This is a genomic window from Pseudomonas sp. NFACC13-1 (assembly GCF_900104425.1).
GTDB classification, from domain to species: Bacteria; Pseudomonadota; Gammaproteobacteria; order Pseudomonadales; family Pseudomonadaceae; genus Aquipseudomonas; species Aquipseudomonas fluorescens_AA.
On record NZ_FMXV01000017.1, the window covers coordinates 17291 to 32659 of the forward strand.

The 15369-nt window shown below is 58.4% G+C and carries 14 protein-coding genes; 10 read left to right on the forward strand and 4 right to left on the reverse strand.

Features of this window, described 5'->3' with window-relative positions; translation table 11 throughout:
- Positions 1–96: 96 nt before the first annotated feature.
- Positions 97–1518 carry a 3-isopropylmalate dehydratase large subunit gene (gene leuC, locus BLQ55_RS20000; RefSeq protein WP_092256228.1) on the forward strand — a complete coding sequence of 474 codons (1422 nt, stop codon included), beginning with the start codon at positions 97–99 and terminating at the stop codon, positions 1516–1518.
- 3 nt (positions 1519–1521) lie between these two features.
- Positions 1522–2130: a 3-isopropylmalate dehydratase small subunit gene (gene leuD / locus BLQ55_RS20005; RefSeq protein WP_092256231.1), complete on the forward strand. Its 609-nt coding sequence runs from the start codon at positions 1522–1524 to the stop codon at positions 2128–2130.
- Between the two features lie 38 nt (positions 2131–2168).
- Here leuD and BLQ55_RS20010 read toward each other — a convergent pair whose 3' ends face one another.
- On the reverse strand, positions 2169–3095 hold the full coding sequence (locus BLQ55_RS20010) for a LysR substrate-binding domain-containing protein (RefSeq protein ID WP_092256442.1): 927 nt from the start codon (positions 3093–3095) through the stop codon (positions 2169–2171).
- A gap of 212 nt (positions 3096–3307) precedes the next feature.
- On the opposite strand from BLQ55_RS20010, the gene BLQ55_RS20015 reads away from it, so the two are divergent.
- The 3 genes from BLQ55_RS20015 (at position 3308) to BLQ55_RS20025 (ending at position 5858) form a co-directional block, all read left to right on the forward strand.
- Positions 3308–4801 carry an acyclic terpene utilization AtuA family protein gene (locus BLQ55_RS20015; RefSeq protein ID WP_256326615.1) on the forward strand — a complete coding sequence of 498 codons (1494 nt, stop codon included), beginning with the start codon at positions 3308–3310 and terminating at the stop codon, positions 4799–4801.
- The gene (locus BLQ55_RS20020; protein ID WP_092256239.1) at positions 4798–5106 is read left to right on the forward strand and encodes a DUF4387 domain-containing protein; all 309 of its coding nucleotides are present in this window, start codon (positions 4798–4800) and stop codon (positions 5104–5106) included. Before BLQ55_RS20015 ends, BLQ55_RS20020 begins: the two co-directional genes overlap by 4 nt.
- A 77-nt stretch (positions 5107–5183) precedes the next feature.
- Entirely contained in the window at positions 5184–5858 is a 675-nt protein-coding gene (locus BLQ55_RS20025) for an MmgE/PrpD family protein (protein ID WP_176814225.1), read from the forward strand.
- Positions 5859–5908: 50 nt separating this feature from the next.
- Here BLQ55_RS20025 and BLQ55_RS20030 read toward each other — a convergent pair whose 3' ends face one another.
- Positions 5909–7114, reverse strand: coding sequence for a citrate synthase (locus BLQ55_RS20030; RefSeq protein ID WP_092256244.1), 1206 nt, complete (start codon positions 7112–7114; stop codon positions 5909–5911).
- 259 nt (positions 7115–7373) lie between these two features.
- On the opposite strand from BLQ55_RS20030, the gene BLQ55_RS20035 reads away from it, so the two are divergent.
- The 5 genes from BLQ55_RS20035 to BLQ55_RS20055 all read left to right on the forward strand — a co-directional run bounded on the left by BLQ55_RS20035 (position 7374) and on the right by BLQ55_RS20055 (position 13655).
- Positions 7374–8663: a CitMHS family transporter gene (locus BLQ55_RS20035; RefSeq protein ID WP_176814227.1), complete on the forward strand. Its 1290-nt coding sequence runs from the start codon at positions 7374–7376 to the stop codon at positions 8661–8663.
- An 84-nt stretch (positions 8664–8747) separates the two neighbouring features.
- Positions 8748–10145 (forward strand): OprD family outer membrane porin, encoded by a 1398-nt coding sequence (locus BLQ55_RS20040; protein ID WP_218130117.1) that lies wholly within the window; start codon positions 8748–8750, stop codon positions 10143–10145.
- 31 nt (positions 10146–10176) lie between these two features.
- Positions 10177–11205: a phosphoglycerate dehydrogenase gene (locus tag BLQ55_RS20045; RefSeq protein ID WP_092256251.1), complete on the forward strand. Its 1029-nt coding sequence runs from the start codon at positions 10177–10179 to the stop codon at positions 11203–11205.
- A 201-nt stretch (positions 11206–11406) separates the two neighbouring features.
- Positions 11407–12390: an alpha/beta hydrolase gene (locus tag BLQ55_RS20050; RefSeq protein ID WP_092256254.1), complete on the forward strand. Its 984-nt coding sequence runs from the start codon at positions 11407–11409 to the stop codon at positions 12388–12390.
- Positions 12387–13655, forward strand: a complete 1269-nt coding sequence (locus tag BLQ55_RS20055; RefSeq protein ID WP_092256257.1) for a lipase family protein — start codon at positions 12387–12389, stop codon at positions 13653–13655. Before BLQ55_RS20050 ends, BLQ55_RS20055 begins: the two co-directional genes overlap by 4 nt.
- 202 nt (positions 13656–13857) lie before the next feature.
- On the opposite strand, the gene BLQ55_RS20060 is transcribed toward BLQ55_RS20055, so the two are convergent.
- Both BLQ55_RS20060 and BLQ55_RS20065 read right to left on the reverse strand, forming a co-directional pair.
- Complete coding sequence (locus BLQ55_RS20060; RefSeq protein ID WP_092203535.1) at positions 13858–14346, reverse strand: hypothetical protein; 489 nt, start codon at positions 14344–14346, stop codon at positions 13858–13860.
- A gap of 143 nt (positions 14347–14489) precedes the next feature.
- On the reverse strand, positions 14490–15329 hold the full coding sequence (locus BLQ55_RS20065) for a helix-turn-helix transcriptional regulator (RefSeq protein WP_092203537.1): 840 nt from the start codon (positions 15327–15329) through the stop codon (positions 14490–14492).
- Positions 15330–15369 lie beyond the last annotated feature (40 nt).

A 15369-nucleotide genomic window follows, 5' to 3' on the forward strand; every position in this document is an offset into this window, starting at 1 on the left:
ACCGTGTTCCATGCCATCACCTGAAGGCCATTGATGGGCTTTTCATTGCGAATATCCTTTGTTCATCCGTGACCCGGCACAACAGAGCGCATCGCAATGAACAGCCCACGCACCCTCTACCAGAAACACATCGATAGCCACACTGTCGCGACCCTGGACAATCAAGGGCATGTATTGCTTTATATCGACCGCCAGGTGGCCAACGAATACACCAGTCCTCAAGCCTTCAGCGGGCTTCGCGAGGCCAAGCGCCGCGTCTGGCGTCCTCGCGCGACGCTGGCGGTCGTCGACCACGTCAACCCGACCAGCCCGAACCGTATCGCGGCAATGCCTGATGCCGGTGGCGCCTTGCAGGTCTCATATTTCGAGGAGAACTGTCGGGAGTTCGGCATCGAGCTTTTCGATGTGCTGGACAAGCGCCAGGGGATTGAGCACGTGGTCGCGCCGGAGCAGGGTTTTATCCTGCCCGGCATGGTAGTGGCCGCGGGCGACAGCCATACCACGACCTACGGTGCCCTGGGGGCGTTTGGTTTTGGTATTGGCACTTCTGAAATCGAGCATCTGCTGGCGACGCAGACGTTGGTCTACAAGCGCCTGAAAACCATGCGGGTCACAGTCACCGGCACGCTGGGCATGGGCATCACCTCGAAGGACATCATCATGGCGCTGATCGAGAAGATTGGCGCCGCAGGTGCGACCGGGTACGCCATCGAGTTCGCCGGCCCGGTCATCAGCGCATTGAGCGTCGAGGCGCGGATGACCATTTGCAACATGGCGGTGGAGGCGGGCGCCCGAGGGGCTTTCATGGCGCCCGACGAAAAGGTCTATGACTACGTCAAGTCCAAGCCACGTGCCCCTCAAGGCGAACGCTGGCATGCCGCTGAAAAGAAGTGGCGTGAGCTCTTCACCGACGAAGGCGCAGTGTTCGACAGCGAAGTCCTGGTGGACGTGGATGCGTTGGAGCCTATGGTGACCTGGGGAACCAGCCCGGACCAGGCGTCGCCTGTCAGTGGCAACGTTCCAGACCCGGCGACCGTCGCCGATCCGATCCTGCGCCAGGGCATGCAGCGCGCCTTGACCTATATGGGCCTGGAAGCTGGCATGGCGTTGCGTGACGTGCAAATCAGTCATGCGTTCATCGGCTCGTGCACCAACGCGCGCATCGAAGACTTGCGTGACGTGGCACGGGTGGTGCGAGGCAGGAAAGTCGCCTCGACAGTGCGCGCGATGATCGTTCCCGGATCAACGCTGGTGCGTGCCCAGGCTGAAGAGGAAGGCTTGGCCAGGGTCTTCCTTGATGCCGGTTTTGAATGGCGTCAATCCGGGTGCTCGATGTGCCTGGCGATGAACGACGACGTGCTTGCTGCGGGTGATCGTTGCGCGTCCAGCACCAACCGAAACTTTGAAGGTCGTCAGGGGGCGGGCGCACGGACTCATCTCATGAGCCCGGCAATGGTTGCCGCAGCGGCCATCCGAGGGCGCCTGACGGACGTACGCCTGTTGGCCGAGGAGGCTTGAACCATGCAACCTTTTGAGATCGTGACCGGAAAAGCCGCGCCTTTGCTCGCATCGAACATCGATACCGACGTCATCATGCCCAAACAGTTCTTGAAGGGGATTGATCGAAGTGGTTTGGACAAGGGCGTATTTTTCGACCTGCGTTTTCTGGAGTCTGGCGAACCAAACCCAGACTTTATCCTCAACCAACCGGCGTGGAGCGGGGCCAATTTCCTGGTGACCGGGCCCAACTTCGGTTGTGGTTCCAGCCGCGAGCATGCGGTATGGGGGCTCAAGCAACTGGGGATCCGTGCACTGATCGGCACCCGCTTCGCCGGCATCTTCTATGACAACTGTCAGCGTAACGGCGTACTCGCGATACAGCTTTGCGAATCGCAGTTACAGCGACTGGCTCGTGTCGTGAACAATGGCGCAACCGCGACAATCAGTGTCGATCTGCCGAATCAGCGGATTTGGCTAAGTGATGGTTCGGTCATCGAGTTCGCCATCGATGCGCTGTGCAAGCAATCGTTGTTGTCAGGGTTGGACGCTATCGGCGCTACCTTACAGCAGGCGGCGCAGATACGTGATTTCGAAACGCGTCACTACGCCGAAAATCCGTGGCTGAACTGAGTTCCCAGGTGCGCTTGCCAGCCGTGGCTGCAGGACCTTCAAACGAGGGCGATTGTCTTGAAATGTTGCTCGAAAAACTCGATACATGCCCTGAGCTTGGCGGACTGGCTGAGCCGTGTCGGGTAGATGGCCCAGACATCGGCATTCTGGGCGTAGTCAGGCAGCACGCGCACCAGCTGTCCACTTTCAAGCAGGGGCTTCACGTCCCATAAAGAGCGCAGGAGGATGCCGGCACCACTCAAAGCCCAGCGCAGCACAATCTCACCATTGTTCGATGAAAGCGGGCCGTTGATTCGAATGGACTCTTCAACGCCGTCTTTCGTCAGGTTCCAGATGCCAAAGGCATTGTTACGTTCCTTGAGTACCAGGCAATCATGTCGGACCAGATCGTCCAGTGATGCCGGTACGCCGTGCTTTTCCAGGTACCCGGGAGTTGCACAGAGCACCCTGCGATTACTCACGAGTTTTTTTCCCAGAAGTTGTTGAGGGAGGTCGTAGCCCACCCTGATTTCGAGATCGAAGCCTTCGTTGACGATATCGACCATGCGATCGAACACGTCCAGGCGTATCTCCATTCGAGGGTACAGGTGCGACAGCGCGGCAATCGCGGGCGCAACGTGGTTACGACCAAACCCGAAAGAACTGCAGATATGCAAACACCCCTGCAATTGCTGGCGGGAGTCGGTCAGCTCGCTGATGAAGTCATCCATATCCCCCAGGAGCCGAGTGGCGAAGATGCGGACACGTTCGCCGTCGTCGGTCAATGCGACGCGTCGGGTCGTCCGGTGCAATAACTTGGCGCCCAACGCGGCCTCCAGGACGGAGATCCGCTTGCTGACATACGCAGGCGAAAATCCCAACGCCTCGGCAGCATTGCCAAAGCCGTTTTTGCGGATAACGGTGAGGAACACCCGCAGGTCCTCCGGTAACAAGGATTGTTCTCGCTGGGGCGGCTTGCGTCTCATGGCCTGGATGATTCCAATGATGTTATCGGTGCCAGTGTGTAATGGAGGCGCTAAAAGTTCATGCTTTGCCATGCAAGTGCCCATCGAACACACCGCTGAGATAAGCTTTTAACACACCCGTCTGGAAATAAAAAATGTGTTCCTAGCCTGGTTGCCATATCGATCAGGTTATTCCTGAAGTGCCTGATTCGTAGTTTCTTGGTTAATGATATATGGATAAATTCTGTCCACTTGTCAGCGCAATTGCAGCCATTATTATTGGCGCACTGAGTGGTCTGGAAGAGGTTGTTATGGCGCAGTTATTTGAAGGTTGTATAAAAGTGATCGTGCCCTGTGGTTCTTTGGGTGCGGGTGTTCGAGAAGAAGAAATTGCCTATGGGCTGGCCGCCGGGGCGCAAGTAATCGCCACGGACGCAGGTTCAACGGATAGCGGTGCGGCTTATCTTGCACTTGGAAAATCCAAGAACAACCGAGGCGCAGTCAAGCGTGACCTGACGATATTGATGAAAGCCCAGGCGAGGTCCGGAGTGCCGATCATTGTGGGGACCGCGGGGCAGGCGGGCGGTGATCTCAATCTGAATTGGACACGTGATATTGCCTTGGAAATCGCCAGGGAGTTGGGCGTGTCACCGAAAATTGCGCTCATCTATTGCGAGCAAGACAAGGGCACCATCAAGAAACTCAATGCAGCAGGTCGTATCAAGCCGCTCCCGCCTCATGGCGAGTTGGAAGACGCCACGGTGGACAGTTGTGAACACATTGTCGCGGCGCTGGGGGTAGAACCCTTTATCGCCGCTCTGGACGGCGGTGCCGATATCATATTGGCCGGCCGCGCGACCGACACTGCTGTCATTGCCTGTTATCCCATCTGGAAAGGCGCGCCCTGGGGACCGTCCTGGCATGCCGGCAAGACGGGCGAATGCGGCGTACAGTGCGCCGTCAACCCCACGCTCGGATCGGGCATCTTGCTAAGTGTCGATGCCAACGGCTTTGAAGTCGAGCCGTTGAGCCGGGACAACCAGTGCACGCCCCACAGCGTCTCGGCCCACATGCTCTATGAAAACAGCGATCCGTTCCGGTTGGTGGAGCCTGGCGGTGTCTTGAATGTGGCCCAGGCGCGTTATATCGCTGTAAATGGGCGTGCCGTCCGAGTGGAAGGCTCGCGCTGGGAAAAAATGCCCTACACGATGAAGTTGGAAGGGGCCGCCGCTGGTTTATATCAAACGATCATGTTGGTGGGCATCCAGGACCCGGATGTGCTCAATGATATAGATGGGTTTCATGATCGTTTGCTCGAGGCACTTTATACAAGAACCCGTCAATCCATTCCATCCGAAGAGCTGGGCGAGTTTCATATCTCCCTGCGCATGTATGGGTGGAATGGCGTCACCGGTGTAAAACCACCTTCCGGAACAATGCCGCCGCCTGAAATAGGCATGTTGTTTGTAGCCACTGCCGCCACGCAGGAAATGGCTAATACGATTGCTCATGCCTGTAATCCCTACTTCTTTCATTATCCCAGTGTCATGGGCAAGGAATTACCTTCGTACGGATTCGCCTTTACTCCTGCGGATATACCCCGAGGGCAAATTTATGAGTTCAAGTTGAATCACGTGGTGCAACTTGAGAATCCCATGGAGTTGGTACGCCTGACATGGGTTGATGGGGCGGACACGTTGACCGCAATGAAGGAGCTTGCACAATGATTAAATTGCGTGATGTCTGTCGGCATGTTCGATCCAAACAAGCCGGGCCGTTCTGGATTACGTTCGATATTTTTTTCAATGGGCGCGAGAATTTCGAGCGTTATTCCGACTGTGCCGCGCTGTCCCCCGCGCAATTCGCCAGTCTCTATGGCACCGATCCCGAACGGGTCAAGCGCATTGCGGTGCCGGACCTGGAAATGGTCAAGATTTCCTATCCCCGCACAACGCCACAAGGCGGAATGGTCGAGCGCGACATGCACGCCGGCCAGCAATACGTCCGCTTGCTTGACGTGGTCATCGACTGAGACGTTGGGCGCCGCGTCGCGCCTTGATCTGTTCGCCTCATGGACGAGGACTGACCCACCTATTGTTTGAAGGTGAGATGGGGTTCTTCAAGCAGGTTTCGGGACCATTCGAACTGGACACGAATCATTTTGCGACGCCCGACAACGGTGATTACCTCATACGGCGCTCCCTGACCAAGACATTCCCTACCAATGGTGAGTTGCACACTGCCGTCTGGGCCGCGCTTGATATTCGCAAACGCATCGACGGGGTGAAGGACATCGCTGCCATTAAGATCGAAACGTCAGAATTCAACCGTCGGGTACTGGCGGATACGCCGGAGAAATGGCTGCCGAAAACCCGGGAAACGGCCGACCACAGCCTGCCTTATAACGTGGTCCGGGCCTTGCTCGACGGTGACATCACGGTGGGCTCGTATTGCCCTGAGAAGATTGCCGACCCGGTGGCGATTGCCTTGATGGACAAGGTCAGCGTCGTTGAGGATCCGGCATTGACCGCACTGTTCCCACGGCATCTGGCCAACCGTGTCAGCGTGACCCTGGTTTGCGGCGAGCACATCGTGAGCGAGATGATCACCGGGCCCGGGTCAGTCGAAACGCCGATGACCGATTGTGATTTCGAACGTAAATTCCGGCGCATGGCCATGCCGCATATCGACACGTCGGCGCAGGCCGAAGTGCTTGGGTTCGTCGCTGGCCTTGAGAAACAAACCCGGTTCCAGCCACTGTTTAAAGCGATGGCTGTTTCATAGCCGGTCGGTCGCTTCAACGCGTTCTCGCAAAAGGAGCGACCAAGCGGGGCTTAGCAGCGGCCGGTCGTGGTGGCCGTTGGCAAAGTTCCTACGTAGCGGGCGCGAGGGCGGGCGTCATGGTGCTGGTTGTATTGCTCGCTGGCATGGGCTATCCAGCCGATCAGGCGTCCGACGCCCGCCAATGAAATTTCCTGTCCATGCAGCCCGAACTTGCGACCGATGAAACTCACCGGAAGGATGAATTCTGGTGGGTACGCAACGAGCTCCGATGCCACTGCAAAGGCTTTCTGCAGCTTTTCGAACTCGCGGTCGCCAGCGAACGCCGTGGTCAATGCCGCCATGAGATTACTGGCTCGCGGATCGTTGATGGAATGGACATTGGGGCCGAACCCGACAATGTGCCCGTCCTGGCTGTAGCGCTGCAAGATAGGATGCGCAGGGTCCGCGGCGGTACAGATTTCCTCGATCATCCTGCTGGCGGCTTCATTTCGGCCATACGCGATCTTGTGACCGCGGGCAGCGGCGAGGCCGGCAATGACTGCGTAGTAGGGGGTAGCACCCGTCGTGGCGGCGACGCGCACGCTGTGGGTGGTGTGATCCAGCTCGTGATCGATACTGAGGATCAGCAGGCGGCGGATCAGATCGGCGTGTTCTGGCGGGGCGCCGCAAGATCGGGTGATGAATTCATGCAAGGGGTGCGCACTCGGTTCGGTGGCGCCTACCACCAATGCGGCAAACCACCTCACGACATCGGCGCCGGTACGGGCGTAACTTTCAGGGGAAAGGTCAAAGGCCTTGGGGTTTTCTCGTTGTACCAAAGGGAAAAGCGCGATGGCTTTTTCCTGGGCGGACATGTGTTCGTAGATATCCAACAGCTTGACGCAGTCCTTCGGTACGCGAGGCAGCGACGCGCCGAACGCCCCAGGCACTTGCCAGATCAATTCGGCGACGTCTTCAACTGTCGCACGGTCAGCCAGTTCGATGACGTCATGGCCCCGATAAAACAGGCCGTCATCGGTGATCAGCGTAATCGCGCTGTCCGACGGCGACGAGCGCTTGGACGCGTGTTTCTCTCCCACCGGGCGCTTGACCAGGCGCTGGATGTCTTCGGCCCAATAGCGGCGCTTGGGCGTACCTGGGATCTTGAGGGAACGGATATTTTTGCGGCTGACATAGGCGTACAGCGTCGGCAGGCTGATGCCGAGTAGGGTTGCCGCCTCTTCTGCCGAAAGGTAGAGGTCTTCTTGTTGTGGCATGACGAGTCCGATCAGATTGATTAAAAGGCGTACATGTTTATTAGATATACCGACATTTCGTCAATGTCTACAAAAAGGCAATTTTCTATCCAAGAATGACTCAAGTCGTTCGTCCAAGCTGACGCGATTGATAGGGATATTGACGAAAAAAATCAAGATTTACAGCTTTTGACCCCCTATGTAGATTTCGAGTGCGCAAAAGTTGTTCACATTGATTTTCGATGACATCGATAAAAATAAAAACGAAAAGGTGAAACGCATGGCTTGGTTAGGTTTCGCAATGGTCGTCACGTTTATGGCATTGATCATAAGCAAACGACTTTCTGCAGTGACGGCGCTCATCCTCATTCCGGTTGCTTTCGGGCTGGCCAGTGGGGCAGGGCCGGAACTGGGCGCAATGGTGATGGACGGCGTCAAGCAAGTAGCCCCCACTGCATTGATGTTGATGTTTGCCATCCTGTATTTCGCGATCATGTTTGACGCAGGGCTCTTTGAGCCCGCCGTACGGCGAATTCTGCGGTATGTAGGCAATGACCCGCTTAGAGTCGTGCTGGGCACGGCGCTGTTGGCTGCAGTTATTTCGTTCGATGGGGACGGTGCGACAACGGTCTTGATCGTTACGACCGCGTTCCTGCCGCTCTACCTGCGACTGGGGATGAACCCACTCATTCTGGCGCTGATGCTTTTGCTGACCAACACGGTGGTGAACCTGATTCCCTGGGGAGGGCCGGTCGCCCGAGCCGCCAGTGCCCTTCATCTTGATGTAGCGCAGATGTTCCTGGGATTGGTGCCCGCCCTGTGCGCAGGGCTTGCCTACGCATTCGTTGTGGCGTTTTGGATAGGCCACAAGGAGCGACGTCGCTTGGGTTGGACACCCGGTACCCAGGACGTTGCACCCCAGGAGGTCGCCTTGCCGACCGTGCAATCGGACACACAACGGCCGAAGCTTTTCTGGGTGAACCTGGCGCTCACCGCAGGGCTCATGTACGCCATGGCGACAGGGCTGGCACCTTTGCCGATGTTAATGATGGTGGGTTTTTCCCTGGCCTTGCTGATCAACTATCCGCGCTTGTCGGAACAGAAGGCTCGGGTCGCGGCTCATTCCGAAAGCGTCCTGATGGTCATCGCCCTGATCTTTGCTTCAGGTGCGTTCACCGGGATTTTGTCAGGCACCGGTATGATCGATGGCATGTCGGAGAAAATCGTCCAACTGATTCCTGACGGTGGCGGGCAATACTTCAGCATCATTACCGCGCTGGTCGCCTTGCCGCTTAACTTCTTGTTGTCCAACGACGCGTTTTTTTTCGGTATTTTGCCGGTGCTGGGCGCGGCGGGCGCCGAGTACGGTATCGACCCGATGCATATCGCCCGCGCATCGGTACTGGGACAACCCGTCCATGCGCTTAGCCCGTTGGTCGCCGCGGTTTATCTCATCAGCGGGATCATCAAGCGCGACATGGGTGACATGCAACGCTATTGCCTGCTCTGGGCCATCGGCAGCAGCCTTGTTCTGATTGTAACGGCCGTTATTACACGGGCAATTATCTGAATAACTAGTTTGTTGCACCAACGTTTCAAGGACGCTCGGTCGCGTCTGCTTACGTCAAAATAAAAATAATAGATGAGGTGGTCGATGAACTCGATTAATGCCGTCGCTATGACGTTGCTGTCGACATTGTTTGTAGCTGATATTTGTCTTTCCGCAACTATCAGTAACCCGGACAGGTTCCAGCATGAAGGCAAGTTGAATGCTTATCTGCGGGCGATGTATATCAATACGCAGATAACCAACGATTTGATCGAAGACCGTTTTGGTGGTTTTCCGGACGGTGCCGAACTGGGCGGGACAGGGGTTGGCGCGATCCTGGACTATAACTCTAGCTATTGGGCCGGTGTTGCAGGATTCGATGCCTCGTTGTATGGCGTGGCCATGATCGACTCCAAAGACAATGGTCGGAATTTGTTTGACGACACCGATGGCACTAACGGCGGCTTCGCCAAAGTCGGGCAGAGTTACTTCAAGTTGCGTTATGAGGGAAACGGCTGGAACGCCGATTCGCAAATAGGCCGGGGCCGGTTCGATGCGGGGACGTTGGTCACGCTCGACACTCGGATCGTCCCGGGTTCCTATCAAGGAGGCCGGGCTCACTTGAATTTTACCGAGATGGGCATTGGCCCGCTTCCCGGTACGTTGGGGTTTGAAACCGCCTACATCAATCGCACTTCTCCTCGGGACCGAGAAGAATTCGAACATCTGCTGAGCCAGTCAGGCGAGGAAATAAAAGACCTGTACACCTACGGCATCAAATACGATTTGAAGGCCATCGAGCTGAGTTACGACCATGGCGTGTCGCGGGATTTCAATGAAAACACCCGTTACGGATTGACGCTTAAAGCACCCCTCGGTGAAAAAGCCGGCATTGTATTGGACGGTCAATATTACGAGTTCCAAAAGGCTGGACGGATCTGGGCACGCGATTGGCAGGCGGGCCAGGCCGCTTATGATGACGAGGCAACATGGTTGAATATCAACCTGGGTTTGTTGCTCGATAAACTTCGCCTGGGCGTCTCATTTTCCGAGACAAAAGCCGAGTTGACTAATGGGCAACTTGGGTATGCCTATTTCGATCATGCCGATAACGTGGATGGCAAGATGGACGCTTGGACACGCTCCGGCAATGACTTCAATAACGATGGTGAGCGAACCTGGCAAATAGGTGCCGAGTACGACTTGAGCGGGCATTCGTTATTAGGCGCTTCGCTGGACGGTTTCAAGGTCATGGCCATTTACAAGCAAGGCGAGTTTGACGCCACTGATCCTTTGAGTGGCCGGCGCACTGACGTGCGCGAACGGCAGAACGAATACCGTCTCTACTATCGCTTCGATGAAAAGGAATACGCCGGGCTTTCAGTGGGTTTGATTTATATCGATTACCGAATCGACCAGGACTTTGTCGCGCTTGTGTCCGCTCAACCCGACAACGTGGTGAGCGGCTCAGAGGCTCGGGTGTACCTGGATTACGCATTTTGATTGTCGGACATATCTATCGAGAGGGCCCGTGATGTTTAAACCACGCCACACAATAGTGGTGACACAGCGATTCTTCGATTCAAAAAGCGTGCGCTTCCTGCAGAGCCAGGGCTGTGACGTTGTCGTCGCGCCACTGGCTCAGGGGCAAGCGGATGGTGACTTGAGCGAACGCCAGTTGATCGATCTTCTTCACGATGCCGACGGTTGGATCGTCGGACACGCGCACGTGACGTCGAGCCTGTTGAATGCGCTCCCGCGCCTGCAGGTCATCGCTCGTCGTGGCGTGGGCTACGAGCGGGTCGATACGGCAGCAGTGGAGGCGGCGGGGAAGGTGGCGACGATTGCTATCGGTGGCAACGATGCCAGCGTCGCTGACCACGCCGTAGCGTTGATGCTCGCCGTGTGTCGCCAGCTCAAGCATTGCCAGTTGGGGTTGTCCGCCAATGACTGGACGATCCCCCTGGGAGGCGACCTCTATCGCAAGACCGTTGGCGTCGTCGGTTTGGGCCGGATTGGTCGGGGTGTGCTGCAGCGGTTGTCGGGGTTCGAAATCAAGCCGCTGATCTGCACCCCCGACCCGGGCAGCGCCCACGTCGACGGCATTTCAAGAAATTGCTTTGTCGACCTGGAAACGCTGCTCGAGGAAAGCGATTTCATCACCCTTCATGCGCCGCTCAACCCACACACCCACGGGCTGATCGATAGGCATGCGCTGAAACGGATGAAGCCTTCCGCGGTGCTGATCAATACCGCGAGGGGTGGGCTGGTGCGTGATGCGGATCTGCTGTGGGCTCTGCGAGAAAAGCAATTGGCCGGGGCAGGGCTGGACGTATTCGAAAGCGAGTCGGATCCGGCGCTTTCGATCGTGACCGAACAACTCATCCAGCTCCCTAACGTGATCGTGACGCCCCATGTCGGCGCTTCTACGGTCGAGGGGCTCAATCGTACCAATCTGATTGCCGCTCAATGTGCGGTGGCCGTCCTGGAGGGGCGTAGCCCGCCGGGTGATTGCGTCATCGCTGACGGACGTCGCTCTACTGGCTCGAAGGAGAATCCATGAATACCCCGATCAAAGTCCTGACGCCAACGGGCGCCATTGGCACCGGTTTCCCACGGGCGGCGTTTGACCAGACGCTGTTGAAACCCAGGGCCGCCCGCCGCGTCCTGTCGTTCAGGCCGCCTTGCAGGACCGGGACAGGCACGGGGCTCAATGGGCGTTCATGCTGCTGGACGCGCTTGGAGCCGTTGAGGAGGACTGGCCATGAGTTGCGTTGAAAGCTCGTCGGCGGATTCACCCCCGCCGGTTCATCCTGACCTGGTGGCCGTGGCCACGACGCTGCGTGAACAAGGGCTGCTGCCGGTTGTGCAGGGGGACGTGCAACATGTCCGGGCGCAACTGGAACGGATCAATGCCTGGGCGGCACAACGCAGTGTGCCGCTATCCTACGAGCGTACCTTGGGGTTTGCCGTCGATGGTCGAACGGTGCCCTGCAAGCTCTATTGGCCAGAGGGCGATGAGACGCCTTGCTTGATGTTCTACTGCCACGGTGGTGGGTTTCGCCACGGCTCGCTCGGCGGCTGGGATGCGCCGCTGCGCCAGTTGGTGCGTGACAGTGGCTTGGCGGTGCTGTCCATCGACTATGCGTTATCGCCGGAATATCGATTTCCGGTGGCGTTCAACGAAGTGGTGTCGATCGTCAGCCGGGTCATCAAGCTCGGGGCAATCACGGATTGCCCCGTACGTGGTTATGCCTTGGGCGGGGATTCGGCGGGCGCCAACCTGGCCTTGGGGGCTGCGATTGCGCTACGCGACGCGGGGTTGGATGTGCTGCGGCAGTTGTTGCTGTTCTACGGCAGCTACTCGCGCGATATGACCTCCGAATCGTGGCAAAGGCTGGGTGGATACGGGGGGCAGAATCTGTCGGTGGAGACCATGAGTGCCTACTGGACCAGCTACCTGCCCAATGACGAAGATGACTGGCGGGTGCAGCCGATCAACGCTGACTTGGCTGGCTTGCCACCGGTGCGATTGGTCGTGGGCGAACTGGACCCGCTGCGAGATGAAAACCGTGAGTTGGCGCAGCGGTTGGAAAGCGCGGGCGTGGCTACACACCTGCAGGTACTCGCGAACATGACTCACGGGTTCGTTCGATTCAATGAGGTGGCCCCTGTCGTGCGCAACGTCATTGCTGTCCAGGGCTGCGCTTTGCGCAAGGTACTTTGCGCTCAGGCGAACGTCCCATGAGCCTGTTCTGTATCGCGGACTTTGCACGAACCTGCGTCGGCATGCTCATCGTCATGACGGCCAATACCCTGGTGGCTGGCACGCTCCCCGTCGGGCCTGCCGCGGGAGATAGGGCGCCGTCGGCGTTTTACCGCTGGTCTGAAGCAATGCCCCCTCTGCCCGGTGCGCTGCTGCGAAGCGAGACGTTGCCGGTGCAGCCGCAGATGCCGGCCGCCGCACAGGCTTTGCGCCTGCTCTACAGCTCCACCGACGAGCGCTGGCACTCCGGACTCGTTCCGGTCAGCGGGACATTGTACCTGCCAGCTGGAGGTCCGCCGGCGCAAGGCTGGCCGCTGTTGGCCTGGGCCCACGGTACACTGGGGATTGCCGATGCCTGCGCACCGTCCTGGGCCGGATGGCGCGACCGTGATGCGGCTTACATCAATCGCTGGCTGATGCGCGGCTTCGCGGTGGTCGCCACCGATTATCAAGGTCTGGGAGGGCCGGGACCGCACCCCTATACGTTCTGGCAGGCCGAGGGACGCTCTGTGCTGGACTCGATTCGTGCTGCTCGTTCGATCAGGCCCGGCCTGATCGCCAATCACACAATTCTGGCCGGGCAATCCCAAGGGGGAGGAGCGGCGTTGGGGGCAGCGATCCTTGCCGGCCGCTACGCACCGGAGCTTCCTATCCGGAGTGCGGTACTCACGGCTCCGAACAGCACATTTCCCCAAGGTCCCATTGCGTTGCCGCCGCGCCAGTCCAACACGGTGTTCCTGACATTGGCCTCCGGTGGCTTGCGCGAGGGCCAGCCACGGATAGAGGACATCCTGACGGCCAAGGGGCTTGAGCTGTTGCGTGTCGCCCGGGAGGGCTGTACCCGGGACATTGCTCGCAAATCCAAAGCGTTACAGGTCGGTTCGTTTGCCGAGCTTATGACCATTACTCCCGAGGCATTGGATGCTGCGCGCATCCCAACGACCGACATGCCGCAGGCATCGATTGCGTTCCCGTTATTCATTGCCACCGGCCTGGCTGATCAAACGATCACGCCCGTGCGCCAGTATGCCGTCGCGGTGGCGTTGTGTGCCGCTGGCAATCAAGTCACCTGGCGCACGTATGAAGGCCTGGGGCATGACGGGGTGCTGCTGGGTTCACTGGATGATGCATTTGCTTTCGTCGCGACACAGCTCGATGGAGCGGGCCCAGGCTCGAATTGCTCGGCTTTGCAGCGTCCCGGTCCGCCGGGTGAAAGAGATGCAACAGCGCCATTTAACGATGACTGAGTGCACCCTGTGGGAGCGAGCTTGCTCGCGAAGACGGTGGGGCGGGCAATGAAGTGTCGGCAGGGCGGGGGCCATCGCGAGCAAGCTCGCACACAGGGGGCTGGGTATGGCCCGAGCCTTTCGATAGGCACAGATCCCACATTGGCTCTGGGTATGGCCCGGCCTTGCGACTGGGTGAAGGCGTTGTCGAGGTCGCCTGGTCTCAGGACGCGTCCTGCTGATAGGTGCAACCTACGTAGAGATCGCTGTCCTTGTTTTCGGTGGAGACCACGCGCAGGGTCGCGCCGTTGTCGAGGTTGCGCTGGTAATCCACGTAGCCGTCGGTATCCAGCGTCTTTTCCAGTTTCAGGGCGCTGGCGAATTTCTCTGCGTCGGCCTTCGGGTTGCTGCTTTTGGCCTGGAGAAAGAAGCTGAAGCGGTCGGTCATCACCAGGGTGGTCGACGACACGCCGTGCACCGTCAGCGCCGGCGAGGCTTGCCAGGCGCCGCCGCCCCACGGGGTGTGCGCTTCATCCTTGGGGAGCGTCAGTTGCTCGGCGTCAACCAGGTTGTTGAACTCGCCCACCTGCTGCGCACTGGCCTGGCACTGCGCCAGTGCCTTGAACAGATCGCTGTGGCTCGGGCCAGCGGCCGAAACAGCGAAGGTGGACAGGCACCCGGCCAGGGCGACGAGACCAAGAGAGATTTTCATGCCTACATCCTTGTTCAGTTGAATAACAGGTGATGGATACCCGAAGTCAATGGCTGCAAGCATCGGATATTGCTGCCCGGCTGCACACGGGCCTGCGCTGCAGGTTGGAAGCTTGCCATTGCTGACTTGAATAGGCCATCAGGTTATCCCTGAGGGTGGACTGTCGTAGAAACACTTTTTTGCTCATTTCTGGCACCGGTAGTCGGCGAGATAACGGTCGGCATGACCAACCCACAGGCCACCGCAGCACTGACGGCCTGTTGGCGGCTTACCGAGCCCAGCTTGCGTCGCGCATTGAGCAGGTGGAAGTCGATGGTGCGTTCGGAGCAGGTCAGGATGTGGCTGATTTCCCAGGTGGTCTTTCCTTCGCTGGCCCAGTACAGGCAGTCCATTTCCTTGGGCGTCAGGTCCTGGCGCGCTTGGGCAGGCCGTTGCAGTTGATGTCGTATCCCGGCGAGCAGGTAGGGAATGAGCATGAACAGTTGATAGACGGCAGGGTTGGAAACCCCTTTCTGTTCGGTGATCTGTGTGTCGTCGAAGGCCACGCTCAAGGTTCCCCTGAGCATTTCGTAGCGCAGTGGGATGCTCACGCCGCTGCGCAGGCCGTGTAGCTCGCGTTGCTCCCAGAAATGCCGGGAGCGTCCCCGGGCGCGCCGTCGTTCGCTGTCCCAGAAAAGCGGCACCAGCTCGCGTCGACAGTGTCTGAGTATCGGGTCGATCTCGATCAACCCATCACAGCGGTAGTGTTCCAGCCAGCGTTTGGGGAAGGTGGTGATGAGACCGGCGAGAGGGTCGGTATCCCCCGGCGTTGCCGGCCCGAGGCTGATGAGGTAGCTGCCGAAGCCGAGTTGGCGCAGTACTTTGTTCAGCAGGCGCTCCCAATCGCAACGGTTGGCATCCTTGGCGAGGCTCGTGAAGGCGGTCAGCGTAGCAGCACGCTCGGCTTGGGTCCGGCCGCAGGCGGGGGAGTGGTGTTTGTCCATAAACGGATCGCTCTAGTTGTAGCAGGAATGAAACAGTCGG